Origin of the sequence: Psychrobacter pacificensis (assembly GCF_018336615.1) — a bacterium.
GTDB lineage: Bacteria > Pseudomonadota > Gammaproteobacteria > Pseudomonadales > Moraxellaceae > Psychrobacter > Psychrobacter pacificensis.
Genome location: NZ_CP048752.1, coordinates 1,778,239 through 1,803,545, shown reverse-complemented (window position 1 = coordinate 1,803,545; position 25,307 = coordinate 1,778,239). Strand labels below are relative to the sequence as shown.

Here is a 25,307-nt window from a genome sequence, read left to right as displayed (position 1 = left end):
AGACTACCAAATGACCCTACATATTTATCAAGCTCATTTATTACATTATATTAGCGAAGATGACCTTGCTAAGCGTACGGCTGCTGAATTATCCGATACTAGAATTCCTGACTTTCTCGTAAATCTGACCGTTGATAAAGATACAACGTTGCTTCCAGTAGTTGCAGGCGTGCGTGTTTACCCTGAGTATATTGCCGACGGTGCACTTGTTATTGATGATGAGACTGGACTGGTTATCAATTATGGCAGTCGAGAGGCGATGCTAGCAAATTATGTGCTGACCGCTACTAATGACAGTCAAGAACCAGTACAGATTCATGACCATCGGCACAAACTCATCATGCCGGGTTTTATCGATACCCATGTGCACTATCCGCAGGTAGATATGATTGCCGCTTATGGTGAGCAACTGCTCGACTGGCTCAATAATTATACCTTTGTGACGGAAGCCAACTTTGGTGATCCAAAAATAGCGCATGATACCGCGCAGTTTTTTTTGAACCAATTACTTGCCAATGGCACGACCAGTGCGATGGTTTTTGCGACCAGTCATCCGTTATCTGCCGAGGCGTTTTTTGCTGAAAGCCACAGGCTCAATACGCGTATGATCACGGGTAATGTCTTGATGGACCAAAATGCGCCTGAGCCGCTATGTGTGCCTGCTGAGCAAAGTATCCGTGACACTCAAAATATCATTGATAATTGGCATGAGCGCGGGCGTCAGCATGTGGCCATTACCCCGCGCTTTGCGATTACGTCGAGCCCTACACAATTACGTCTGGCAGGTGAGTTGTATGCTAGCCATGACAGTGTGTATTTGCAAACGCATCTGGCAGAAAACCGTGATGAGGTGGCTTTTGTGCAGGAGCTGTATCCCAATCATAAAGGCTACCTCGACGTCTATGATGATATGGGATTACTGGGCCGCCGTACCACCTTGGCACATGGTATCTATCTTGAGACACTAGAATACGAGCGTCTACGCGCGACTGGTACGCAAATATCACATTGTCCAACGTCCAATCTGTTTTTGGGTAGTGGGCTGTTCGATTTACCCAAGACGTTAAGTTATACCGGTGTTAGTATCGCCACTGATGTTGGAGCAGGCACGAGCTTGTCGATGCTCACGACGTTATCAGAGGCGTACAAAGTCCAGCAACTACAAAGTAATCAATTATCAGCACACCAAGGGTTGTATCAGAGCACTTTGGGCAATGCACAGTCGCTACTATTAGATGATAAGATTGGTAACTTTATGCCCAATAAAGAAGCGGACTTTGTCGTGATTGATATGAAGGCCACAGCACTGTTAGAGCGACGTATGGCGCAGACCAAAACCCTTGAAGAGCAGTTATTTGTGCTGATGATGCTGGGTGATGATAGAGTGATTGAGCAGACGATAATTGCCGGTCAGAGCCGCTATCGAAAATCTACGGCCTGATGAACTGGCGAAAAACATGAGTCACAAAAAAGCCCCATTTATATATCATAAACGGGGCTTTGATTGGTCTGTATCTTTTGTTCTGTGCTTTTTTGTCTGTGCTTATGAGATAGCTTGGCGGCTTTTTTCCTAACTGGCATTTTCTAACTGACGTCTTCTAACTCAATAAGCACATCCCAGTCCGTAATGTCTATCTCATGGCAGTTGTTACCTTCGCCATTGATACGATCAATCACCAAAAAGTCACTGTCGCGTCCAAGCGCCAATAAGGGATGATGCCAGACGTTGGCAGCATACTGTACGCCTTGATGCGACTTGGCATAAAACACGGCCAGATCATCAGGCGACTGCGGCGGCGTGCCTGCTTTGGCAACGACGACGACATAGTCCTGACCTTCCATCGACATAAATGCTTGCGTGCCAAACGGATGATACTCCATGACGGACAGCGCAATCGGATTCTCACGTTTTTTGGCTCGAAAGATACTCATACCGACAGTACCACCCTCAAGCTGACTTGCAGCAAGCGCATGATGGCGAACCGCATAGCCATTATTGATCTCGTAAGTGTTGTCAGCGGTTTGCTCCTCCTCACTATAGCGCTCGATAACCGAGCCGTAAGGGGCAAAGTCGGCTTTGGTCAAAGGCTGAGCCGTTAGGATGACACTCATTATTTAACCTCTGTCTTATCAGTAGTACCAACATGATCTGCCACCTTGCCAAACACGCGCACGCGGCTGATACCGCCATCGGGGAAGATATTGACGCGAATATGCGTGATAGGCTGGTCTGTTAAGAGCTTGTCGTTACCAAAGGTATGGACATCATCCGCATTGGTTTTTTGCGGCTCAAGCAACGTATCCCAAAACATACTTTGAGTGACCAAGGTTTGCTCTGGGGTGTCTGGCGAGTAGACGGCTTGAATGGATACTTTATCAGGGTAGTTGCCTTTAAAATGAGCGGTATCGATTTCGATAGAATCCACGATACCTGCTTGCCCTAAGGCAATAATGCACCAGTCATTGCCTGGCTCACGGCGGCGACGTGTCTCCCAGCCATCCCCCATATTGGGCGCTTTGGTCGGTAACAGTAAGTTGCTGGCGGCACCAAAATGTGCGTCGTTACTAACGATTGCACGACCGCCATTTAACGCGCCTGCCAAGTCGAGCATTTCACCTTGATTGTTTAGGCTGGCATCAAGTTGGATATCACCATAGACACGCAGTCGAGCCACGCCGCCATCTGGGTAAATATTCAAACGGATATGTGTGACCGTTTGCTCGTTATCAGTTTCGATAAACTCATGGTGATTGCCCTGTAGTGGGGTCATGCCAACAAGGGGCTGCCAGTTTTTACTGTCCCAGTCTTTTTTACTGAGACTAGTAAGCTCAGTTTCATCTTGCTGTAGTAGCTCTGGCGCGTATAAGCTATCGACACTGGCAGAAGAGGGGAAGTTACCCGTAAAGTGACTGGTATCGATATCGAGACCTGCGATTTTGGTCGGACGCGCTAGCTGAATGACTAAATAATCATAGCCCAAATGACGCTTACGGCGCGTCTCCCAGCCGTCCATCCATTTACCGTTATCGTCGAATTTACCTACAATAAAGATAGGCGCATCAGGGTTTAGAATACGGCTTTTATCCGCAAAAAAATCATCGGTCGCAAATAGCGCTTTGGCACCCAAACGACTGTCAGCCACGTTAGATTTTTTAGTAAAGGCTGGCAGGCTCTCAGGTAGATTATTTGCTGAGATGATTTGTCCCACTTCTGAAGTGTTTTGACTCATCATGATTCCTTTTGTTTAATATTAGATTTAATTGATCGTGTGCCACTTGTTTTATTTATTCGACACACTGCGATGTATTCAATGAGCGAGGCAATGGCAAAAGCTACATCCAGTTGGCTGTATTGTCTGGTGTTGCAGGATGGTTCTCATACCAGTGTTTGGCAATCTCATCACGGCGGCATATCCACACGTCAGGCTTGTTGGTGATGTATTGCAAAAACTGTTTTAGCGCCTTGATACGTCCTGCCCGTCCGATAATACGGCAATGCAAACCGATGGTCAGCATTTTTGGGGTTTCTGCGCCTTCTTCATACAGGGTGTCAAAGCTGTCTTTGAGGTATTGATAAAATGGCTCGGAGTGAGTAAACCCTGGACTCGAAGAAAAGCGCATGTCATTGGTCTCTAAGCTATAAGGGATGACCAAATGCGGCTTGCGTGTGATTAGATCGCCATCTTGGGCTTTGACATTGAGCCAGTAAGGCAGCTCATCGCCATAGGAGTCAGAGTCATAGTGATAGCCACCTTGTTCAACGACCAGCTCACGTGTGTTTGGGCTATCGCGTCCCGTATACCAGCCGAGTGGCTGCTTGCCGAGCATGCGCTCAAATATGTCGGTTGCACGGCGAATGTGCTCACGTTCCGTCTCGCGGTACATATATTGATAAGTGATCCAGCGTAGACCGTGACTGGCAATCTCATGACCGTCTTCTAATACGCGCTCGATAATATGCGGGGTTTTTTCGGCAGCGGCAGCACAAGTAAAAGTGGTGATAGGAGCGCCGTACTCTTTAAACACATCCAACACCCGCCACACACCAACACGGCTGCCGTATTCAAATGCAGACTCAATAGACTGGTGACGGTTGTTAAATTCGGGCGTACCCAAGATATCCGACAAAAAGCGCTCGGACTGTCCATCGCCGTGGATGACGCTATTTTCTGCCCCTTCTTCGATATTTAAGACAAACTGTACGGCGATTTTTGCACCGCCTGGCCAATTGGCTTTTGGTGGCTTGCCACCGTAGCCTTTTAGGTCGCGTGGGTATGTATTTTGATCAAAATCACTGATGATTTTTTTGCTCATTGTTTATGTTCCTATATCTCATAGAGCCTTAAATATTTAATTGAATATTGCTCGCCAAGGAAAGTTTTCTATTGATAACAAACTACAGGGATGATGCGTATGCGACAAGCTGCTGACGTTCTGTATCTGTTAACTGAGTGATATTACCAAGTGGCATATAGCCAGTTTGTACCGCAGTGACGATTTTTGCTTTGTGTGTTTTTAGATCTTCTGGTGTTTGCAAAATGATACCTGCTGGCGGTGCGGCAAAGCCTTGCTGTGTGGGCTGCACTGCATGACAAGTGCTACAGCGTGTATGTACAACATCCATCATAGCGTCATCTACTGATGCGCTCACTGGTACGGCTTCAGCAGCAGTGGCGGCATTATTGCTAACACTGCTATTATTAACGTTATCAGTATTAGTAGTCGCGCTTGTAGCTGTTGGGGTGCTATTAGTTGTCGTAGGTGTTACTGCGGCAGTAGCGGGCATTGCAGGCGCTGGATCAATTGGTTCAGGTCGCATCCAAATAATCAATAATACCGTCAGTATGGCTGGGATAACCAAGTAGCGTGGTTTTTTATGCCCCAAATGTTTTTGGTTAAAATAATGACGTGCCGTTGCAGTGATAACGCCGACGAAGACCAATACCAACCAACCTTTTTCATGAGCATACATCATCGGATAGTGGTTGCTAATCATGGTAAAGATGAGTGGCAGGGTAAAGTAGTTATTCATCAGTGAGCGGTTTTTGGCTTGCAGTGCCAATTCAGCGACTTCTTTGCCCGGTTTTTCGCCGCGCCGCACACAGTCTACGAGTGCGCGCTGCGCTGGCATAATACCGAAGAATACGTTACCGACCATCACCGTGCCCAAAATCGCCCCGATATGGATGAACGAGGCGCGATCACTAAACAGCTGATAAGAACCCCAACTCGCGATAACCAACAAGATAAAAATCAGGGTACTAAAGATAAAGGCGTTTTTGCCCAAATGACTGCGCACAATGACTTCGTAAATAAAGTAACTACCAAATAAAAACAGCAAGCTTGTCGCAATGGCACCGATACTGGTAAAAGGCACTTTGCTTGGATCGATCAGATAGGCAGTTGCATTGGCATAATAGACGATAGACATCATCGCCGCGCCCGTCAGCCAAGTCGTGTAAGCTTCCCACTTAAACCAATGTAGCGTTTTTGGCATCTCCTCTGGTTCGAGCTTGTATTTGGCAATCTCATAAAACCCGCCGCCATGGACGGCCCACAGATCACCTGAGATGCCTTTGTCTGCTTTCCACTGTGGCGGCTTGCGTAGGCTCAGATCCAGCCACACAAAATAAAACGATGCACCAATCCATGCCACCCCTGCGATAACATGAAACCAGCGAAAAAATAAACTCAACCATTCGAGAAGATAGGCGCCCATGCGGTAAGTGTCCTTTAATATGACAGTGTCTTGATAAAATATTTGTGAGCGGATAACGATTTTCGCTCACAGTTTTTTGATAATAAGGGTCGGTTATGTTCCGCGGTAAGTACTATAACCATGCGCACTCAGAAGTAATGGCACGTGATAGTGGCTTGCGTCTTTTATCACAAAGTCGATGACCACCTGCGGATAGAATGCCGTCAGCTGCTGGGCATCAAAATATGCCTGAGTATCAAACGTCACGGTATAGCGCCCCGTATCTAGCTGACGCTCAGTGCCATCAATGCTTGACTCAAACTGCCAAGCATCTGGTGTCACGCGACCATCGCTATTGGTCGTTCCATGCGCAAGCAGTATCGTGTCACCGCTGTCTGGTACGCGGTGTAGGCGGACGGCGATATCAGCAGCAGGCGTGCCCAAATGAGTGTCTAAGATATGTGACGATAAGGTGGCAGACATAAGGCTTCCTTTGTATTTAGTAAAGACGTAAATAGAGTAATGATGCTAGCGTATTTGATAAGTAGAACGTCGGACAAACATTGATAGTAATAATGTGGTTTGATAGCTGTTGATCATCTAAGCATTACCTAATAGTTTGCTTAGACGTAAACGTGTGATTTTATTTTGTTCTGCGGCGGCATTGGCCAGCTCTGTGGCACGGTCGTTTGGCAGGCGCGCCAAGAGCAAATCGAGCATTTGCTGTGCGTTTTTGCCGGTTGCAAAGACAATAAAAATGAAACCAAATTTATCAAGATAATCTTGATTGCCTTTAGCGAGCGCTTCGAGTACATCGTCTGCCGCATCGTTAGCGCCAGACTGCTCATGTGCGGCGCTATCTTGTGTATTGCGATATTTCTCTTTTAAAGAAGCCACATTACCGATTTGTGGATGTCCATCAAATGCTTCTAGCAAGTTGGCCTCATTGGTTTGTACCTCATCCCAGATAGCGTCGCTATTCGCTAAGAGCGCATCGAAATCTGCAAAAGGACGCGCATTGGCAAGCTTATTTGCCCAAACGCTACTGGTACAGCAGATTAAAAGCTGAGCAATGGCTACTTCCTGAGACAAATTATTAAATTGCGCTAAGGTTAAGCTCATGGTGATATCCTTTTTGTTGATATGACAGCCCATTATGTGGACTGGATAACTATTGTTTAATAAAGGTTTATACATGGTGGTTTTTTGCTTAGACTTAGCGATAGCAATCGATGTTTTTATGGTTCATTTTTTAGTTTTTCGACGTTTGCATTTTTATTTAAGCAAACCCACAGTGCGTATTTAAGTTGCTAGCTTTCTAATCATGATAAATTGACGATACAGAACGTATTTTTTGAGGAAATACTAATAGTTGAGCTGCAAAATGACATGGCAGTATAGTTTTGGTCGTAATACGTGTGATTTATAATTACCATTCTGCTAAAACCTGACTAATTGGTCAACTGTTTTATGAGAATTTTTTTATTTGGTGGCTCATGCTGCGAAAATCTGTGCATTGATATATAAAAACATTCAAAAATATAGCGACTATTTTGTCGAACCAGCCATTTGGAGTGAGATACCATTGTTATGACTCAAGATAATCAGAAAGAGGATATCCTGACTACTGATGCGCCATCGCATCGTAGTCAACAAGTTACGCGCGCGCACAATCAAGCGTTGATACTGGCAGCGGCTGAAGAGGAGTTCGTGCTCCAAAGCTATCGCGGCGCTACGATGCAAGGCATCGCTGATCGAGCAGGACTGCCTAAAGCCAACGTTCACTATTATTTTAAAAACAAAAAAAACCTATATATGGCGGTGCTACGCTCGATTATTGAAGAATGGAATGACGGCTTGGTGACCATGACAGTGGACAGCGATCCAAAAACTGTCATTGAAAAGTTTGTCCGTACCAAGCTGCATCAAGCTTTTGTCAATCCTAGTCGTCATAAGTTGTTTGCCATTGAGGTCATCGGCGGTGCGCCTCACTTGCACGAATTTATGTCAACAACGATGAAAGATTGGGTAAATGATAAAGCGCAAGTCATGAAAGAGTGGCATAAGCAAGGCAAGATTGGGATTACAGATCCCTTGCAACTACTAATTTTGATATGGGCGACGACCCAGCGTTACGCTGAATTTGAGATTGAAATTGTCGGCCTGATGGACAAAACAGCTTATGACGCAGAAGATGAAGCGCGCGCAGCAGATTTTCTAGTGCCTTTTATTTTACGAGGCTGTGGACTTGAATGATTATATACAGTTAAGTCATTGTGATTAAGGGATCAGAGCGGACGAGGTGCATAAACAAATTTTATGGCACCTCGTTTTACTTTCAGACAGGGCTAAACATTCAAATTTATGCCACTTTTTGCGCTGTTTTTAAGCCATCTTCGGCATGTTGTTCAGCCGTATCAAATTCTACACCGTAGTTTTTTGGTAGGATTATATCAAGCGTGATTGCCACAATACCGGACATCGTCACCGCTGAGCCAAAGATGTTTTGGAAAAATTGCGGCGTCTGTGAGAGTACGTCAGGAACGAATGCAATACCCGTTGCTAATCCTAGTGACGTGGCGATAATCAAGACATTACGATGGGTAAAATCCACGGTGGATAGTATACGAATACCCGCAGTTGCGACAGTGGCAAACATCAGTAGCGTGACCCCGCCTACGACAGGCTTGGGCAGCTGCGTGAAAATCGCACCAAGGATAGGAAATAGACCCATCAGGCACAAGATACCGCCAACATAAAAACCAACATAGCGACTGGCAATCCCCGTCATCTGAATCACGCCGTTATTTTGGCTAAAGGTTGTCACAGGAAAAGTGTTGAATACAGCCGCAATCAGCGAGTTGACACCATCACCCAACACACCACCTTTAATGCGCTTCTCATAGAGAGGGCCTTTGATCGGTTCGCCTGAAATCATCGAGGTAGCGGTCAAGTCGCCTGAGGTCTCAATACTGGTAATGATGTACATAAAGGCAATGGGAATAAATGCCTGCCAATCAAAACCAAAACCATATTTGAAGGGAATGGGAACGGTGAAAAAATCCGCTTTAGACACCAATGAAAAATCAATGCGCCCCATAAATACGGCAGCGAGCAAGCCTAACATCAGACCGATAAAGATAGCACTTGAGCGAATAACCTTATTGTTAATAATGCTAATGAGCACCACACTGACGAGTACGCCACCACCTAAGAGTAGGTTTGGAATACTACCGAAATCCTCAGCACCAAACCCACCTGCCAAATCAGTGAGACCTACCTTTGTTAGGGACAAACCAATCGTGACAATCACACAGCCAGTAACAATAGGGCTCATAAATGATTTGAGTTTGGTGATAAATTGACTCAAAAATATCTCAACAAATGCACCGAGAAACGACACACCAAAGATAACGGATAAAATCTCTTCAGGACTACCACCGCGGTTTTTTACTACAAATCCTGCGGTCAATACTGCCGCCAAAAAACCAAAACTGGTGCCTTGTAATGCCATAAGGCCAGAGCCGATGGGCCCTACTTTTCGCGTTTGAATAAAAGTCGCGACTCCAGATACGATTAAGGACATGCTTAGCAGATAGGGGATATGTTCCCCTAAACCTAAAGTGCCACCGATGATTAGTGAAGGGGTAATAATACCAACGAAAGCAGCAAGTACGTGCTGTATGGCACCTAAGAATGCTTTGATAGGGTTGGGGCGGTCGTGCAGTCTATATAATAAATCAGTATTTGCTGGAACGTTTTCACTCATGGTGGTTTCCTCCTAGAATAACTGCTTAGCACCCAATTAGCTGTATATATCAGACAACGTAACAAATCATTAGATAAAAATTAAAACCCAATCCTTGACCTGTTTTTTATCGATTCAAATAATAGGGGTAAGTTCCCGACCTTAAAATAGACAACAGTAATAGTTTATATTTGTTGGCCAATATCTAAATAACCTGACCAATTAGTCAGACCTATTTAGGATATAGGTAAAATGAAAGTTAATGCAATGTTTTTTTTGGTACTAACCGGTTTACGGGTTTATTACTAACAATAAGGAAGAAAAATGAGTTCGAATGAAGGGTACCTAAGAAGAGTGCATAAGACGGCGGGCAGGTTTTACTAAGTAGGTTTTATCACTTTTCTTCTAGCAGCTTATGACACAAAAAAGCCTTAATCATATTCATTATGATTAAGGCTTTTTGTATGAGTAAATTCTAACGTTGTGATTCAGTTGCCTAAATTACTTTGGACTTGATGACCATACGGGTGAGCGGATGATGCCTTGTCCTGATTTGCCGAACGCTTCGCCACCATTCAATGATTTAATCGTTAGTACACCTTTGCCGCCTTGGGTTGACGCATAGACCACGCGCTTGCCATTGGGTGAGAAGCTTGGGGCTTCATCGATACCCGTATTACCAAGGTTGGTCGTCACCGCACCATTGCTATTCATAATCGCGGCTGAGCGTCCACTTAAAAAGGCGATTTGTGTTCCGTCGCTGCTAAACTGCGGACTGGTTGCATAGCCACCATTTGATACTTTGGTGGTGCGTCCCGAGCCAAATTCATAACGATAGACTTGTGGTTTATTGAATCCAGTTTTGTCACTGACAAATACAAATGACTTGCCATCAGGAGCGTAGCTTGGCTGCACCTCACTGCTTGGCAAATTAGTGAGGCGTCTAGGCGTACCGCCGCTTGCGCTTATCTCATAGATATCGGCGCTACCCTCAAAGCTACTAGAAAATAGGATTTTGCTGCCATCAGGAGAGAATGACGGACTCAAGTTACTACCAGAAAAAGGCGTTAGCACACTGGCGCCGCCGCCACTGACGTTTTGAATGTAGATGACGGGATATGATTTTTCACGTTGTACCGAGTAGGCAATACGATTGCCGTCAGGTGACCATGCTGGTGAGAAGATAGACCCTGCTACCTCAGTGATGGTTTTGGCGTTTTCACCATCAGCATCCATCACTTTTAGACGAGAGACTTTTTGTTTGCCAGTGCCTGTTTCTTCTATATAAGCAATACGCCCTGAGAAATCCCCTGGAATGCCCGTAATCAGCTCATAGACCTTATCTGCAATGACATGAGCCGCGTAGCGCATGCTTTCTCTGTTATTGTCAGCGGTTAGGCTTTGCTTGCCTTCTATCACGCGACCAGATTTGACATCGATGACCTCATAATCGGTGACGATTTTGCCGCGATTGGTACGAGTGCTGCCGACGACCAAATAAGGTATGCCCATACTTTGCCATACTGGCAGTGTGCCTGCCAGCTCGCTACTGCTGCGTGGCTGCTGCGGTAGGTTTTGGCTGGTGACTTTTAGTTCTGTATTATTCAAATCATTTAAAATAATAGGGGACAAAACAGAATCGCCTGCGAATGGTACAAACGCGACTTGGTTTTGTTGGACAGGAATCTCATAGTCCAATTCTAATACGACAGGGGCTGCGAGCACGTTTTGCGAGATAAGTAATGCTGAACTACCCGCAAGTAAAGAGGTTAGTAGTTTTTTATGAGTATACATGGGTCAATGGCGCTCCTAAAATTAATATGATAGTCATTTTTATAGTCGATGAGGCAAGTATAGATAAGTCAATTTAAAAATGACACAACGAGATTAAAGGCTATTTTTCGCAGCCTCTGGAGACGAAGTCACAGCAAGCAAGGAAAATAGTATTTAATCGAGTGTGTTTGTGATGCTATATCAGTTTTATTTGGGCTTTACTATATTTAGATGAAAAAACGATGCGATAAAAGCCGCTTAACATCACGTTATCAATAATACAAGACGCTAGCAACTGATTAATTGCTACCTTTAAACTGTATAGTAAAGGTAGGATATTTTGGGTCATCAGCATCGATTGGTAGGCTACCTGTGTTGAGCACTGCTTGTCTGGCAGCTTCATTGACGACGCTATCAGGACCAGATGCGATGACATTGACCACGTCACCATTGGCATTAACGGTGATGTTTAAGGTGGCACGCTGGGTAGAGCCTTTCGCTGCGGTAGGCGGCGTATAGTTGCGCTTGATTAGATTGATGATTTCACTATTGCTGGCACCGCGACTACCACTTGAGGCAGAGCGACTACTACCTTTAGAAGTACTAGAGGTTGAGGTCTCGCCGGAGATGGTTGATTGACCATCTGAGAGACTAAAGGTTCGGCCTGCATTGCTAGAGCCATCGGTATCAATCTGTATATTACGATCGTTAGCCGTGGGGCGTCTGATCTTGGGTGGATTGTTTTGCTTTTGACGAAAATCTCCAAGCCTTTTTTGCTCTTCGATCATCTGCTCTCTTTTGTCTTGCTCTACTTGATCAAGCTCCTCTATCGCGGATTCGTCTAGCTGCGCTGCCCACTCAGCCATTCTGCGCTCATATTCTTGGTTTTGCTCGCGCAGGCGTTGATGTTGCTCTTCACTCATAAGCATAGGCTGACTGGCAGGCTCGTCAGAACGCGTAAACACAGGGACACGCTGGGAGTTCGGCTGGCTTGGATTTTGAGCGCTTGAGCTGCTACTACTTGAGGTTTCTTGTTGAGCGCTACTGGCTGAATCGCTGGTGCTGCTGTCCATTTGCATGGCGCTGGCTGCTGCACGATTGGCCAATATCTGTCCTTGCATTTCAGCGAGCTGCTCAGGAGTTACCATGACCGTCTCGATGTTACCAGCAGTCTCAACCTCAGTGGACTGATAGTTATAAATCAGTATGCCGATTATAAGACCATGTGCTAGCAAACTGAGTAACGTAGGCAGTGTTAGCCCGTTGCCTTCAGGTTCGGTGGGGACATAGACGGCAGGCGCATTATGCATGGTATGGATACTCATGAACGTGGTTTATCGGATTGGCTGCTATGATGTGACATACCTATATAGAAGGTATAGCTATTGGAGTGATGGCGTCGGTAGAGGCGCACCAGTCAATAACCCTACTTTTTCAATACCTGCCTGCTGCAAAGTTGCCATGAGCGTCATGATAGCGCCATATTGGTTATTTTGATCAGCATTAATCATCACTTGCAATGGCTCAGTGTTGGTATTACCGCTCTGAGACTGTAAGTTGGATAAAGTGTTAATTAGCTCAGGTTCACTAATAGGCAAGTCGATATTATTTTCATAACTGATAAAAATCTCGCCCTTGTCAGTCAATGAGACAATGACGGGCAACTGGCTCTGACTCATGGTATTGGTTTGCTCTTTTGGCAAATCAACATCGACACCCGTAATGAGCATGGGTGCGGTCACCATAAATATCACCAATAGCACCAGCATAACGTCGATGTAGGGAACGACATTCATCTCTGCATTCAGCGCTTTTTTCTCACGGCGATAGGGGTTTGGTTTCATAGCCCATTCACCTGAGTGGCACTCACTTGCGTCTCTCTAGCAACGGGGATTTGCACACTGGTCTCGCGCTGTAGCATGCCTGTCATCTCGTCACAGAATAGTGCTCGTGAATCATAAAGACGGCTAGATTTTGCCGTAAAATGATTGTATGCCAATACAGCAGGAATAGCGGCAAACAAGCCCATGGCTGTCGCAATCAGCGCCTCAGCAATACCAGGCGCGACAGAGGCTAGGGTGGCTTGCTCGGTTTGCGACAGTCCCAAAAACGCGTTCATGATGCCCCAAACGGTTCCAAACAGTCCAATGTAAGGAGCCACCGAGCCGATACTCGCTAGCGTCGTCAGCCCTGACTCGAGTAATTGCTGCTGACGGCCCAAGCCGACGCGCAGTTTACGTTCAACACCGTCGATGATGTCATCTTTAGGTTGACGCTTTTTATGCATTCTCAGGTACTCTGAAAATCCCACATAAAAAATCTGCTCAAGTCCTTGGCGATCAGGTGAGCCTTGTACGCCTTGATACAGCTTTGCTAAATCTTCGCCTGACCAAAACCAAGTCTCAAATTGTTGATCAAAGTTTTTGGCTGTACCGAGCCGCGCACTCATACGGAAAATAATGACCCAACTGAACAAAGAGGCTAATAGCAATAACGCCATCACAATCTGTACCAATAGACTGGCTTGGGTAATAAGATCAATAATATTTAATGATTCAGGCATGTAATGGACTCACGGATAATTGACAACAGCTGGTTTAAATAAAGACATCCAAACCAAACGAACCCTAAAAATAATAAGCATACTTTATCGTTGAATCTTAAGCGCAGTAAAGATCTCGGCAATCGGGTTTAGTAAGAGACTATTTGAGACCACGCTCAACCACTGAGACATCAACATAATAACCTGTTAGTTTACTTCTAAATAAAAGAAACGTCATTATTAATGTGTTAACCAGACAAAAAGTACGATACATCAAATATTTTAACAATATAGTGGCAACACGCCCTACTAGTATACATAAATGATTTGAGCTAGAGACTATAAGAAAATTCAAATTTGTATAGACTTTTTATCGTTATAAAAGTGGTGTTTTTAATTGCTTTTTATACGAGTTAGCCATTATCAGCGATTGAGTTTGTAAGACAACTCGTCTAATATGTTACGCTTTGTTACTACATTATTCTTACTGCGGCATCGCCATTTTGCTGAGGTCATGTTTAGTTTTAGGTAGTGGTGATTTTTTATTAGCCAGTTGGGGGCGAACACTTATGAATGCAATTGAACGCTATTTTGGGATTAATGGTGACAATACCACGATCAAAACAGAAATCGTCGCTGGTATAACCACGTTTTTGACGATGGCTTATATTATCTTTGTTAACCCTAATGTCTTAGCCGATGCAGGTATGGACAAAGGGGCCGTATTTGTCGCAACCTGTGTGGCTGCAGCAGTCGGTTGTTTCATCATGGGTATCTATGCCCGACTACCAGTGGCATTAGCGCCAGGCATGGGACTTAATGCTTTCTTCACCTATGGCGTGGTCTTAGGTATGGGGTATGCATGGCAAACCGCGCTGGGTGCAGTGTTTTTGTCAGGTTGTATCTTTGTTCTATTAAGCCTCTTTAAGATTCGTGAGGCAATCATCAATGCGATTCCAAACTCTCTCAAAAACGGCGTAGTCGCTGGTATTGGTGCATTCTTGGCTTTTATTGCTTTGCAGAGTGCAGGTATCATCGTCAATCATGATGCGACCTTGGTTGCTCTTGGTGATATGACTTCATTTGGTCCTGTATTGGCATCTCTAGGTTTTGTCGTCATTATTGGTCTGTCTTATAAAAGAGTCCCAGGTGCGGTAACCATTGGTATTTTGCTGGTTGCTCTGATTAGTTTGCTAATGGGCTATACACAGTTTACCGGTATCATATCTGCACCGCCTTCTATCGCGCCGACACTGATGCAGCTCGATATCGCTGGCGCATTTGATGTGGGTATGATCAGTGTGATCTTCGCTTTCTTATTTGTGGACTTATTTGATACTGCAGGTACGCTAATTGCAACCACTAGCCAAGCCAAGTTGACTGACAAAGATGGCAATATTCCTAATATGGGCAAGGCGCTATTAGCAGACTCAACAGCGACAGTTGCAGGCTCTTTACTTGGTACGTCATCGACAACCAGTTATATCGAAAGTATCTCTGGTATTGCCTCAGGTGGCCGTACAGGATTGATGGCAGTCACTGTTGGTGTGTTATTTTTACTAAGCATTTTCTTTTCTCCATTAGCCGGTATGATCCCAGCCTACGCGACGGCCGGTGCCATATTTTATGTTGCCGTACTGATGATGGGCACCCTAAAAGACATCGACTGGAGCGACTTAACAGAAGCAGCGCCTGTTGTAGTTGTATTGCTGTTCACGCCGCTGACATACTCTATCGCTGATGGCATCGCACTTGGTTTTATCACCTTTACCGCGGTCAAAGCGATCTCTGGTAAGTTTGCTGATATCAGCATTGCTGTATGGCTTTTGACTCTTGTGCTATTGGTTAAAATTATCTTCTTATAAGGCGTATCGCGCTAGGTATGAGACCTAACCATACAACCCTCTTTATCACTTGATGGTAAAGAGGGTTTTTATTATTTGGAGATGGTACTTAGCTTACTAGTGAGCCCAAAATTGGTACGATTAAAACTCAAAATTTTGGTAATAATTAATCGGTAATAGTAAACTAAAAAATATAACCAAAGCGTCATGACTGAAAAATTGCTTGTAAATATTTGTTTTTTAAAGACAAATTTATTTTTAAAAATAAAAAAAAGCGTTAGTTTGAATTTTTTTTTCATGATATTATAGCCGAGTTAAGCGCATCACCTCAATCAACGCCGTAGAGGTTTTTCTTACAGTGAATTTGCACATTTAAGATGGTATGTTTGGGCTTGTTTAAGTGATTTTTTATCACTTCATTCAAGCGATATTTGTCCATCACACTCCTTTCACTACTAACAAGAAGAAGGCACTAATGCCGCTTAATTTTTCGTTGTTGCCTTTGTATTGTTAACGTAGCCCGTTTAACAGTGGAACGACCTACTTAACCATCTCCAGCATATGCTGGATTTTCTAGTTTTGTGATGGCGCCGTTTGGTCTTTTGATTATTACTGTGAATATCCCTCCATAACCTCTATTTTGATAGCGGTTACGAGCAGTTATGCAGGACGATCAGACTTCCTAAAGCACCATTTATTATGGTTTTTAAACGATAGTTATGGAGTTGTTATGAACCCAGTAGACCAGTTTACCCCGCAAGAGCCGATTTTGTTCAATCCTGTTGATATGCTGTCGCCAGAGTATCTTGCCCAGCCAATAGAAGAGTTATATAAGCGTATTTCGCCACTATATAGCGTTGATGAACAGCGTTGGTTGGCTGATTTATTGCCACTTGCCAAGCCTAGCGCAGAGGAGCGTGATGCTGCCGCTGAGCAGACACGCAGGCTGGTTGAGCATGTGCGTAACGATGGCAAAGCCGTCAAGATGGTTGACTCATTATTGCTTGAGTATAGCCTTGATACCCAAGAAGGTATCTTGCTGATGAGCTTGGCAGAAGCGTTGATTCGAGTGCCGGATAATTATACTGCTGATGCATTGATTCATGACAAAATGAGTGTGGCAGATTGGAAAAAGCACATCAAAAATGACAATGGTTTCATGGTCAATGCCTCTACTTGGGGCATGATGATGACAGGCCGTGTCGTCAGTATTGATAGCAGCACTACTGCCTCAGGTTTCTTGGATCGCATGACCAAAAAGATGGGTGAGCCTGTCATTCGGAGTGCCATGCAAAAAGCCATGCGTATCATGGGCCATCAGTTTGTATTGGGTGAAACCATCGAAGACGCCAATAAAAACAGCCAGCCATATCGTAATAAAGGTTATACCTATTCATTCGATATGCTAGGTGAAGCGGCTATCACGCATAGAGATGCTGAAAAATACTTTAATGACTACTTGCATGCGATCAAAGCGACGGCCAACGTCAAAGTCAAAGAAGGTATGCCTAAGCCATCAGTATCTATCAAATTGTCTGCGCTGCATCCTCGCTATGAAGCGACACAAGAAGCTCAGGTCATGGGTCTATTGCGTCAACGCTGCTTGCTCCTTATTGAAGCGGCACGCGAGGTCAATGTTGATCTTAGTATTGATGCCGAAGAAGCGGATCGTCTTGAGATTTCTTTAAAACTGTTTGAGTCTCTATACCGTGATAACTCAACAGCTGGTTGGGATGGCCTAGGTATCGTTGTACAAGGTTATTCTAAACGTGCTATCGCTGTATTGGCTTGGCTTGCTCGTTTGTCTTCTGAAGTAGGCGATCGCATTCCAGTACGTCTGGTAAAAGGCGCTTATTGGGATACTGAGATCAAACTTGCTCAGCAAAAAGGTCTATCAGGCTATCCAGTTTGGACACGCAAAGAAGGTACAGATACCGCATATCTTGCCAGTGCGCGTTTCTTATTATCAGACCATCTGCGCGGTCTTATTTGGCCACAGTTTGCGACGCATAATGCGCACACACTGTCTTCAATCATGACCATGAGCACCCATAAAGAGTTTGAATTCCAGCGTTTGCACGGTATGGGTGATGCACTTTATGACCATATTTTGCAAGCTTATGAGATTCCTGTACGTATCTATGCACCAGTTGGCGCACACAAAGACTTGCTACCATATTTGGTACGTCGTTTGTTAGAGAACGGTGCCAACAGCTCGTTTGTCCATCAGTTATTAGACAAGTCGTATCCGATTGAAAAACTAACTGTGCATCCATATGACAAGCTACTTGCCAACCCAACCTTACACAACCCAGATATCCCGCTACCACTAGAGATTTATGGTTCGCGCCGTGCAAGTTTCGGCCCTAATATATTTGTAGAGTCACAGTGGTTGCCGTTTAAAGCAGCTATTGATAGCCATCTCAATAAAAAATGGTCAGCGACACCTATCATCAACGGCCAAGCAATTAATGAATATGAAGTAGATGGCGTCACCCATCAGCTTGATGCGCAGCCTGTACGTGCGCCTTGGAATCATGACGTAAACGCTGGTGAAGTCAAATATGCCAATGCAGAATTGGCTCGTCAAGCGATTGATGTCGCTGTAGCGGGTCAAAGCATGTGGCAAAACGTAGCCGTGACCAAGCGTGCGGCAATACTGCGTAAAATCGCTGAGCTATTTGAAGAGAACTACGCTGAGCTAATGGCACTATGCCAAGTCGAAGCTGGTAAGACTATGCAAGACAGCATCGATGAAATCAAAGAAGCCGTTGATTTCTGTCGTTTTTACGCTGATGAAGCAGAGCGCCTAGACGATGTCGTGCATGAGTTTACAGATTTGTCTGGTAAGCAATCGCGTCAAGTTTATAAACCACGTGGCACTTTTGTGTGTATTAGTCCATGGAACTTCCCATTGGCTATCTATACGGGTCAAATCGTGGCGGCACTGGCAGCAGGTAATACGGTAGTCGCTAAGCCTGCTGAACAAACCAGCTTGATTGCGCATTTTGCTGCGCAACTCATGTATCAAGCGGGTGTACCAGCAGAAGCACTACAATTGGTGACAGGTGCCGGTGATGTGGGCGGAGCGCTAACGGCTGCTGATAACATAGCAGGTGTGATATTTACTGGCTCAACCCAAACTGCTCAGCGTATCAATCAAAGCTTGAATGATCATGCTCAAGCGAGTGGCGAGCTGCCTGTATTTATCGCTGAAACTGGCGGTCAGAACGCAATGATTGTTGACTCAACAGCACTGCCAGAGCAAGTCGTTCGAGATGCGGTATTGTCGGCCTTTGGTTCAGCAGGTCAGCGTTGTTCAGCTTGTCGTATATTGTGCGTGCAAGATGAGATGGCGGATGATTTGATTGAGCTGTTACAAGGCAATATGGCTGAGCTGTCTGTTGGCAATCCACTATACGCTGCCACAGATGTGGGTCCTGTGATTGATGCTGATGCCAAAAATGGTTTAGAGGCGCATATCGCCCGTATGGACGCTGAGCCAACCGCTACTATCTTGGCTCAAACCCCAATGAGTTCAAGCTCGGTTGTCAGCCAAGAAAACTCTACCTTTGTATTGCCAACCGCAATCGAGGTAAGCAGTATTGATGTGATTGGTGGTGAGCACTTTGGTCCAATCCTGCACGTATTGCGCTATCAAGCACGTGATCTGAATAAGCTGATTGACGCTATCAACAACACAGGCTTTGGTTTGACGATGGGTATTCATAGCCGTATCGAAAAAACTGTTGAGCATATCGAGCGCCGTGCTTTTGTAGGCAACACTTATATCAACCGTAACCAAATCGGTGCGGTCGTAAACGTCCAGCCATTCGGTGGTTGTGGCCTGTCTGGTACTGGTCCTAAAGCTGGTGGACCGCACTATGTTGCGCGTCTGATGCAGCTTAGCTCAGAATCAAATGGCAGCAACCAAGCAAATGCTAACACCCAAACAACCACTCAAACAGAACTCGCATAAGGAGTAGCAACATGGCGACTGAATTCAAAAAAAATCATGCCCAGGTTTGTGAATCTTGGCGACTACTTGGCGCGGTCAATCGCGCAACGTACCTAGAGGCGGCAATTCCAAAGTTGTCTCTATTGACTGGTGATGCCAACAAAGCAAAGCGTTTATTCAATCACCTATTGAGCGCGGCTCCTAGTTTGGATGAGACGCATCGTATGACTGGTGCGACAGGTGAGTCAAACGACTTGTACGTCACTGGTCGTGGTAAGACAATGGTCGTTGGTGGCGAATCAGCCAGAGCAATGGCCGTACTAGGTCAGCTTGTGGCTGCATTATTGACTGGTAATGAAGTCATACTGCATTGCCCAAGCCAAAATGAGATGTGCAATGAAGCCGCTAAAATCCTGTACGATACGGGTATTAGCGAAGATTTATTGAGCGTGGCTAATGACTCGCAAACCATCACGCTTTTATACATTGATCGTCTTGCTCAGGTGGCCGTTTCTGGTAATCACAGCGAAGTACAAGCCATCAGTCAAGAGCTTGCTAAGACAGACGGTATTTTGACGCAAGTGATCAGCGTCACTGATATGGAAGGACTGTCTGAGATGCTAACACCTGATTATCTCCATCGTTTTGTCACTGAGCGTGTTAAGACGATTAACACCACAGCAATCGGTGGTAACGCGAGCTTGCTTGAACTTGGTACAGAGTAATAGTATTAACGACCAACACGTTTAGTGTTTATAGTGGTTTTAATAAATACTAAGCGGCGTTTGATACATCATTATGAGTATTGAACGAGTAATTGTGTAATAGACTTCTTGCATAAGTCATCGTCAGCCCTTGTAACTCCGTCAGTGGAAGTCAATGAACTGGTACTTTTGCAAGAGATCTAATATGCATAAGAAAAAACCGCTATCTGAGTAATTATCAGATAGCGGTTTTTTTATTGTGCATTATTCAGCTAAAATTTGATGATTATGTTTTATTCAGTCATATTGACCCATATCCAACCGTTTTCTAACCATTCGCTTAAATCATCTGCATCGATATCCTTCACATCACTATATTGTAATGGCTCTCCATCAGCCAAACGTACCAACACTGCTATTGCTGCATTATCAAGTCCATCGAGACGCTGTCCGTTGGCATATAGCGTGATGCCATCACGGGTTTGATTATAGAGCAGACGATTGCTATAGTCCGCTTGCAATAGCGCACCTTCAGACAAGGCTTGTACAAGCTCATCGGTGCCCAGTGTTTCCTCTGGCATCAGCGCATCGTATTGGCGCTTACTCACCACCTCAGAGACTGCTTGACGAATCATATCATCACCGCGCTCAGATTGTAGCATCTCTAGCAATTGCGCTTTGATAGCAGCAACACTGTCTGCTTGCAGTTCACCTGATGCTTGTAGCGCTTGCGGCAGTAGCATAGGGATAAATAACTGGCTGTCATTGGTTGCAATATCTGCCACACTGTCGATGATTTGCATCAAGTTTGGACGACGACAGCCAAACGAGAAAGTCAGACAGTCATCTTGTGCCACCCCAAAGTGCGATAATTTAGGCGGTACATAAAGCACATCACCCGCTTCTAGTATCTCATCAAAGATAAGCTCACCCATATCGTCAAACAAGCGAATAGGCTCATCAGCAACAAACTCTGTCTGCTCATCACAGAATTTGCCCAACTGCCAGCGCCGTGAACCATAGCCTTGTGCCAAAAATACATCGTAGTCGTCATAATGCTTACCGACCGACCCACCTGCTGGCGCGTAGGAAACCATAATATCGTCACGCTGCCACTGCGGAATAAAGTCAAATGCTTGCCACAACTGACCGAGCTCTGGTGACCATTGCTCTAGGTTTTGTACCAATACGGTCCATTGTTCTGGTAGGTTCTCAAAATCAGTCTCGCTCAGTGGGCTTTTTTTGAGTTGCCACTGCGCTTGACCTTCTTTTTTACTGGCTGCTTGGGTTAGCAAGCGTGCGCTAGCATCTTCTTCAAGGGCAAGACCCATCATATCATCGGGCTCAAACATATCGATCAGCTGCGGTAAGCCTTGCTTGATAAGCAGTGGTTTTTTCTGCCAGTATTCAGCCAAAAACTGCTCAGGCGTAATAGAGTCGGGTAGACAAAGAGGAATAGAGGTCATGGGTAAATCCATATTTTAAATACGTACAAGATTGATGGTAAGGGATGCTTTATAGGAAGGGATTAATCGTTTATGATGATCACCTATCTGATGGCTATCATCAGAGCAGCCATCAAATCGTAGGAAAGTTATGAAAAAATTACATTTTGTTGTCATTATTGCTAGCGTGTTTTTCTTGCAAGCTTGTGTCCATAAAATCGTCACCGTGCCTGCCAAAGTCGCCTATAAAACCACCAAAGGCGTAGTCAAAGGCACGGTCGCGGTCGGTAAAGCTATCATACCAGGCGATAGTGATGACGATGATGATAAAAAGGATAAAAAATAAAACCTTACTTATCACCTATGAGTTTTTAAGATCATCATAGCATGCAAAGTAAGGTTGTTTTTTTATAGACTTAGGCGAATGTATAGCCAGTTTGAACAAATAGAGATGAGGCAATTGTGCCTTATCTCTATTGCTTTAAGGTATTCAATTCATCTTAGCAAACTTTACAGCTTGGCAAACTTTACAGCTTGGCAATCCACTCTTTAATAGCACGTGCTTGCTCAGCGGCATTACCGATATAAGTAGCAGGCGTCAATGCACGTAGGCGTTCTTTATCCGCGTCGCTAACAGCCAATAGCTCATCGCTTTCAACAAAGGTTAGCATGGCTTCACGAGTCATGGCATTACCGCGAGTCAAGGCTTTTAGTTTTTCATACGGGTTTTCAACACGGTAGCGACGCATGACCGTTTGAATCGGTTCTGCCAACACTTCTTGCGCTTGATTCAAGTCGTCATTTAAACGCTGTGCATTTAGCTCAAGTTTACCCACCCCTTTTAGGCACGCATCAAAAGCAATCATGCTCTGTGCTAGGCCAACACCGATATTACGTAATACGGTAGAGTCTGACAAATCACGCTGCATACGTGAAATCGGTAACTTCTCACCCAAATGGGCCAGCATCGCGTTGGCAACGCCTAAGTTGCCTTCAGAGTTTTCAAAGTCAATTGGATTAACTTTATGCGGCATGGTAGAAGAGCCAACTTCACCGTCTTTTAGGCGCTGTTTAAAATAGCCTAAGCTAATATATTGCCAAATATCACGGTTAAAATCGATCAAGATGGTATTGAAACGCTTAACAGCATCAAACAACTCAGCGATATAGTCATGTGGCTCAATTTGAGTCGTATAAGGGTTAAAGGTTAACTCTAGACGCTGATTGATAAATGCTTCAGCATGACTCTGCCAGTCGACGTCAGGATACGCTGAAAAATGCGCATTGTAGTTGCCAACGGCGCCATTGATTTTACCCAATAACTCTACTTGATTGATTTGCTTGATTTGACGAGCAAGGCGGTAGGCCACGTTTGCCATCTCTTTGCCCAATGTTGTTGGACTGGCTGTCTGACCATGTGTACGTGATAGCATTGGTTGATCAGCATGAGCAATCGCTAATTCAACGATGCTATCAGTCACTTGCTGCATTTTGGCAACGACAAGCTTGCGGCTGTCTTTGAGCATCAATGCATACGATAAGTTGTTGATATCTTCACTGGTACACGCAAAGTGAATAAACTCAAGAGAATCAATTAAAGCGTCCTGACCCCGGAACTTGTTCTTGATAAAGTACTCAACCGCTTTTACATCATGATTGGTCGTCGCTTCGATGTCCTTGATCGCTTGGGCATCGGCTTCACTAAAATCATCAACGATTGCATTCAAAAAAGCGTTGGTCTGGTCATCAAATGCTGCTAATTCACCAATTGCGCTGTTGTCAGCTAAAGACTGCAACCAGCGAATCTCTACCGTAACGCGAGCTTTGATTAGACCAAATTCAGATAAATAAGGACGTAAGCTGTCAGCCTTTGATGCGTAACGACCATCAATTGGAGAGAGAGCGGTAAGTGGGGTCATGGTTGTGCCTCAGTAGTTATGAAATAAAAAACTGCAAGAGTCTAGATAAAAAATTACCATATAAAAAACGACGTCGAAATCGTTGCGCGTAATATAGCAGAAATATGATATTAAAAAAGCGGTCTATGCAAATAAAGCGATGTTGACCCTCGTCAAAATAAATCTATTTGCTGCATCAACATCTGTGCTTTAAGTTGGGTGTTAGGAAGCAATTAAAATCCACATGGTGCATCGATAGATTCAATCACGCCGCCGCCTAAACATACTTCATCGATATAAAATACCGCTGACTGTCCAGGAGTGACAGCGCGCTGCGGCTCATCAAATACCACTTGAACCTCACTGCCATCAGCATTGGTCGCAAACACGCGGCACGCTTGATCAGGCTGGCGATAGCGAGACTTCTCCATACAGGCTAAGCCTTCGTCGCTAAACACATCCGCAGGCGCGTTACCATCAATCCAATCGAGCTTATAGGCTTTTAGCTCGTTGCTCATTAGCATGGGATGTTCATGCCCTTGACCGACGATTAAACGATTTTTCTCTAAGTCTTTTGCCAATACAAACCACGGCTCCTCGGGACGGTCTTTGACACCGCCAATGCCGATGCCGCCGCGTTGACCCAATGTGTAGTACATGAGGCCATCATGAGTACCGATGACTTTATTGTCATCAGTAAGTATCTCGCCTTTTTGCGCAGGCAAGTACTGTTGTAGGAAATCTTTAAAACGGCGCTCACCAATGAAGCAAATACCCGTAGAATCTTTCTTTTTAGCCGTCGCTAGGTCATGCTCTTCAGCGATTTGACGTACCACTGGCTTTTCAAGCTCGCCAACTGGGAATAAGGTTTTAGCGATTTTGTCACCGCCAACCGCATGCAAAAAGTAGCTTTGGTCTTTATTATTATCAAGACCGCGTAAGAGCTGCGCAACCTCGTCACCTTCGGCATTGATATAGTTCACACTGCGGCGCGTATAGTGACCGGTCGCGATATAATCTGCACCAAGCGTCAACGCATAGTCCAAAAACGCCTTAAACTTAATTTCTTTGTTGCACAAGATATCAGGGTTAGGGGTGCGTCCTGCTTTATATTCTGCCAAAAAGTGCTCGAATACGCGATCCCAATATTCCATCGCAAAGTTGGCCGTGTGCAGTTTGATGCCAATTTTGTCACATACGGCTTGCGCGTCTGCGAGGTCATCCATCGCTGTACAGTATTCGGTGCCGTCATCTTCTTCCCAGTTCTTCATAAACAGGCCTTCAACCTTGAAGCCTGCCTGCTGAAGTAATACGGCTGATACAGAAGAATCGACCCCACCTGACATACCGACGATCACATGCTTGGTGCTAGGATTTTCGACATCAGCAAGTGTTAAAGGGCGATGAGCATTAAAAGACTCTGAAACGGTTGTGCTTGAAGTGTATTGTATGGCTGACATAAAACGGCTCAACTATTTATACGTTATCCAAAGTACATGCCGACGCCAAGCGTTATGCAATCACTACAATACGTAGTCTCAGCACAACAACGTCAGCTTGTCTTTTGGATCTGGTATTATGATAAAATAAACGTCATATTATACCAGTTAATTGAAACTGGTGGCGACCGATGGTGTCTGGCTACTCGTAAAACCACTTTGAAAATTCAGATAATGGTTTTGAATTATTTTAATCAC

20 protein-coding genes are annotated in these 25,307 nt (G+C 44.8%); 6 read left to right on the top strand and 14 right to left on the bottom strand.

The features are described 5' to 3' along the window. Positions 1–10 precede the first annotated feature (10 nt). A complete protein-coding gene (gene guaD / locus GYK50_RS07645; RefSeq protein WP_212563625.1) occupies positions 11–1,441 on the top strand; it encodes a guanine deaminase in 1,431 nt (476 codons plus the stop codon). Positions 1,442–1,584: 143 nt separating this feature from the next. On the opposite strand, the gene GYK50_RS07640 is transcribed toward guaD, so the two are convergent. The 6 genes from GYK50_RS07640 to uraD all read right to left on the bottom strand — a co-directional run bounded on the left by GYK50_RS07640 (position 1,585) and on the right by uraD (position 6,820). Further along, a complete protein-coding gene (locus GYK50_RS07640) occupies positions 1,585–2,112 on the bottom strand; it encodes an ureidoglycolate lyase (protein WP_212563624.1) in 528 nt (175 codons plus the stop codon). Next, positions 2,112–3,230, bottom strand: coding sequence for an allantoicase (alc, locus tag GYK50_RS07635; RefSeq protein ID WP_212563623.1), 1,119 nt, complete (start codon positions 3,228–3,230; stop codon positions 2,112–2,114). Before alc ends, GYK50_RS07640 begins: the two co-directional genes overlap by 1 nt. A gap of 103 nt (positions 3,231–3,333) precedes the next feature. Beyond that, the gene (puuE, locus tag GYK50_RS07630; protein ID WP_212563622.1) at positions 3,334–4,314 is read right to left on the bottom strand and encodes an allantoinase PuuE; all 981 of its coding nucleotides are present in this window, start codon (positions 4,312–4,314) and stop codon (positions 3,334–3,336) included. An 82-nt stretch (positions 4,315–4,396) separates the two neighbouring features. Continuing rightward, entirely contained in the window at positions 4,397–5,719 is a 1,323-nt protein-coding gene (locus tag GYK50_RS07625; RefSeq protein WP_212563621.1) for a urate hydroxylase PuuD, read from the bottom strand. Positions 5,720–5,812: 93 nt separating this feature from the next. Then, the gene (gene uraH / locus GYK50_RS07620) at positions 5,813–6,181 is read right to left on the bottom strand and encodes a hydroxyisourate hydrolase (protein WP_212563620.1); all 369 of its coding nucleotides are present in this window, start codon (positions 6,179–6,181) and stop codon (positions 5,813–5,815) included. 117 nt (positions 6,182–6,298) lie between these two features. Continuing rightward, a complete protein-coding gene (gene uraD / locus GYK50_RS07615; RefSeq protein ID WP_212563619.1) occupies positions 6,299–6,820 on the bottom strand; it encodes a 2-oxo-4-hydroxy-4-carboxy-5-ureidoimidazoline decarboxylase in 522 nt (173 codons plus the stop codon). 468 nt (positions 6,821–7,288) lie between these two features. Between uraD and GYK50_RS07610 the strand changes: the two genes are divergently transcribed. After that, entirely contained in the window at positions 7,289–7,954 is a 666-nt protein-coding gene (locus GYK50_RS07610; RefSeq protein WP_071001416.1) for a TetR/AcrR family transcriptional regulator, read from the top strand. 106 nt (positions 7,955–8,060) lie between these two features. On the opposite strand, the gene GYK50_RS07605 is transcribed toward GYK50_RS07610, so the two are convergent. The 5 genes from GYK50_RS07605 to tolQ form a co-directional block, all read right to left on the bottom strand. Further along, entirely contained in the window at positions 8,061–9,467 is a 1,407-nt protein-coding gene (locus tag GYK50_RS07605; protein ID WP_071001417.1) for a nucleobase:cation symporter-2 family protein, read from the bottom strand. A 480-nt stretch (positions 9,468–9,947) separates the two neighbouring features. Beyond that, positions 9,948–11,240, bottom strand: a complete 1,293-nt coding sequence (locus GYK50_RS07600) for a PD40 domain-containing protein (RefSeq protein WP_212563618.1) — start codon at positions 11,238–11,240, stop codon at positions 9,948–9,950. Between the two features lie 278 nt (positions 11,241–11,518). Continuing rightward, entirely contained in the window at positions 11,519–12,544 is a 1,026-nt protein-coding gene (locus tag GYK50_RS07595) for a cell envelope integrity TolA family protein (RefSeq protein ID WP_420070447.1), read from the bottom strand. A gap of 57 nt (positions 12,545–12,601) precedes the next feature. Continuing rightward, the gene (gene tolR, locus GYK50_RS07590) at positions 12,602–13,063 is read right to left on the bottom strand and encodes a protein TolR (RefSeq protein WP_058025343.1); all 462 of its coding nucleotides are present in this window, start codon (positions 13,061–13,063) and stop codon (positions 12,602–12,604) included. After that, the gene (gene tolQ, locus GYK50_RS07585; protein WP_058025342.1) at positions 13,060–13,782 is read right to left on the bottom strand and encodes a protein TolQ; all 723 of its coding nucleotides are present in this window, start codon (positions 13,780–13,782) and stop codon (positions 13,060–13,062) included. Before tolQ ends, tolR begins: the two co-directional genes overlap by 4 nt. 548 nt (positions 13,783–14,330) lie before the next feature. Between tolQ and GYK50_RS07580 the strand changes: the two genes are divergently transcribed. From GYK50_RS07580 to GYK50_RS07570, 3 genes are all read left to right on the top strand, one after another. After that, positions 14,331–15,626 (top strand): NCS2 family permease, encoded by a 1,296-nt coding sequence (locus GYK50_RS07580; protein ID WP_093069039.1) that lies wholly within the window; start codon positions 14,331–14,333, stop codon positions 15,624–15,626. Positions 15,627–16,335: 709 nt separating this feature from the next. After that, positions 16,336–19,584, top strand: a complete 3,249-nt coding sequence (gene putA / locus GYK50_RS07575; RefSeq protein ID WP_212563617.1) for a bifunctional proline dehydrogenase/L-glutamate gamma-semialdehyde dehydrogenase PutA — start codon at positions 16,336–16,338, stop codon at positions 19,582–19,584. A gap of 11 nt (positions 19,585–19,595) precedes the next feature. Next, positions 19,596–20,288: a 1-pyrroline-5-carboxylate dehydrogenase gene (locus tag GYK50_RS07570; protein WP_212563616.1), complete on the top strand. Its 693-nt coding sequence runs from the start codon at positions 19,596–19,598 to the stop codon at positions 20,286–20,288. Positions 20,289–20,560: 272 nt separating this feature from the next. Here the strand turns inward: GYK50_RS07570 and GYK50_RS07565 are convergent, their stop codons facing one another. Further along, a complete protein-coding gene (locus GYK50_RS07565; RefSeq protein WP_212563615.1) occupies positions 20,561–21,733 on the bottom strand; it encodes a cupin domain-containing protein in 1,173 nt (390 codons plus the stop codon). 130 nt (positions 21,734–21,863) lie between these two features. Between GYK50_RS07565 and GYK50_RS07560 the strand changes: the two genes are divergently transcribed. Further along, positions 21,864–22,058, top strand: a complete 195-nt coding sequence (locus tag GYK50_RS07560; protein WP_071001425.1) for an NF038104 family lipoprotein — start codon at positions 21,864–21,866, stop codon at positions 22,056–22,058. Positions 22,059–22,239: 181 nt separating this feature from the next. Here the strand turns inward: GYK50_RS07560 and purB are convergent, their stop codons facing one another. Beyond that, positions 22,240–23,631, bottom strand: a complete 1,392-nt coding sequence (gene purB, locus GYK50_RS07555) for an adenylosuccinate lyase (RefSeq protein ID WP_212563614.1) — start codon at positions 23,629–23,631, stop codon at positions 22,240–22,242. A 212-nt stretch (positions 23,632–23,843) separates the two neighbouring features. Further along, a complete protein-coding gene (mnmA, locus tag GYK50_RS07550) occupies positions 23,844–25,070 on the bottom strand; it encodes a tRNA 2-thiouridine(34) synthase MnmA (RefSeq protein WP_212563613.1) in 1,227 nt (408 codons plus the stop codon). Between the last annotated feature and the right edge of the window lie 237 nt (positions 25,071–25,307).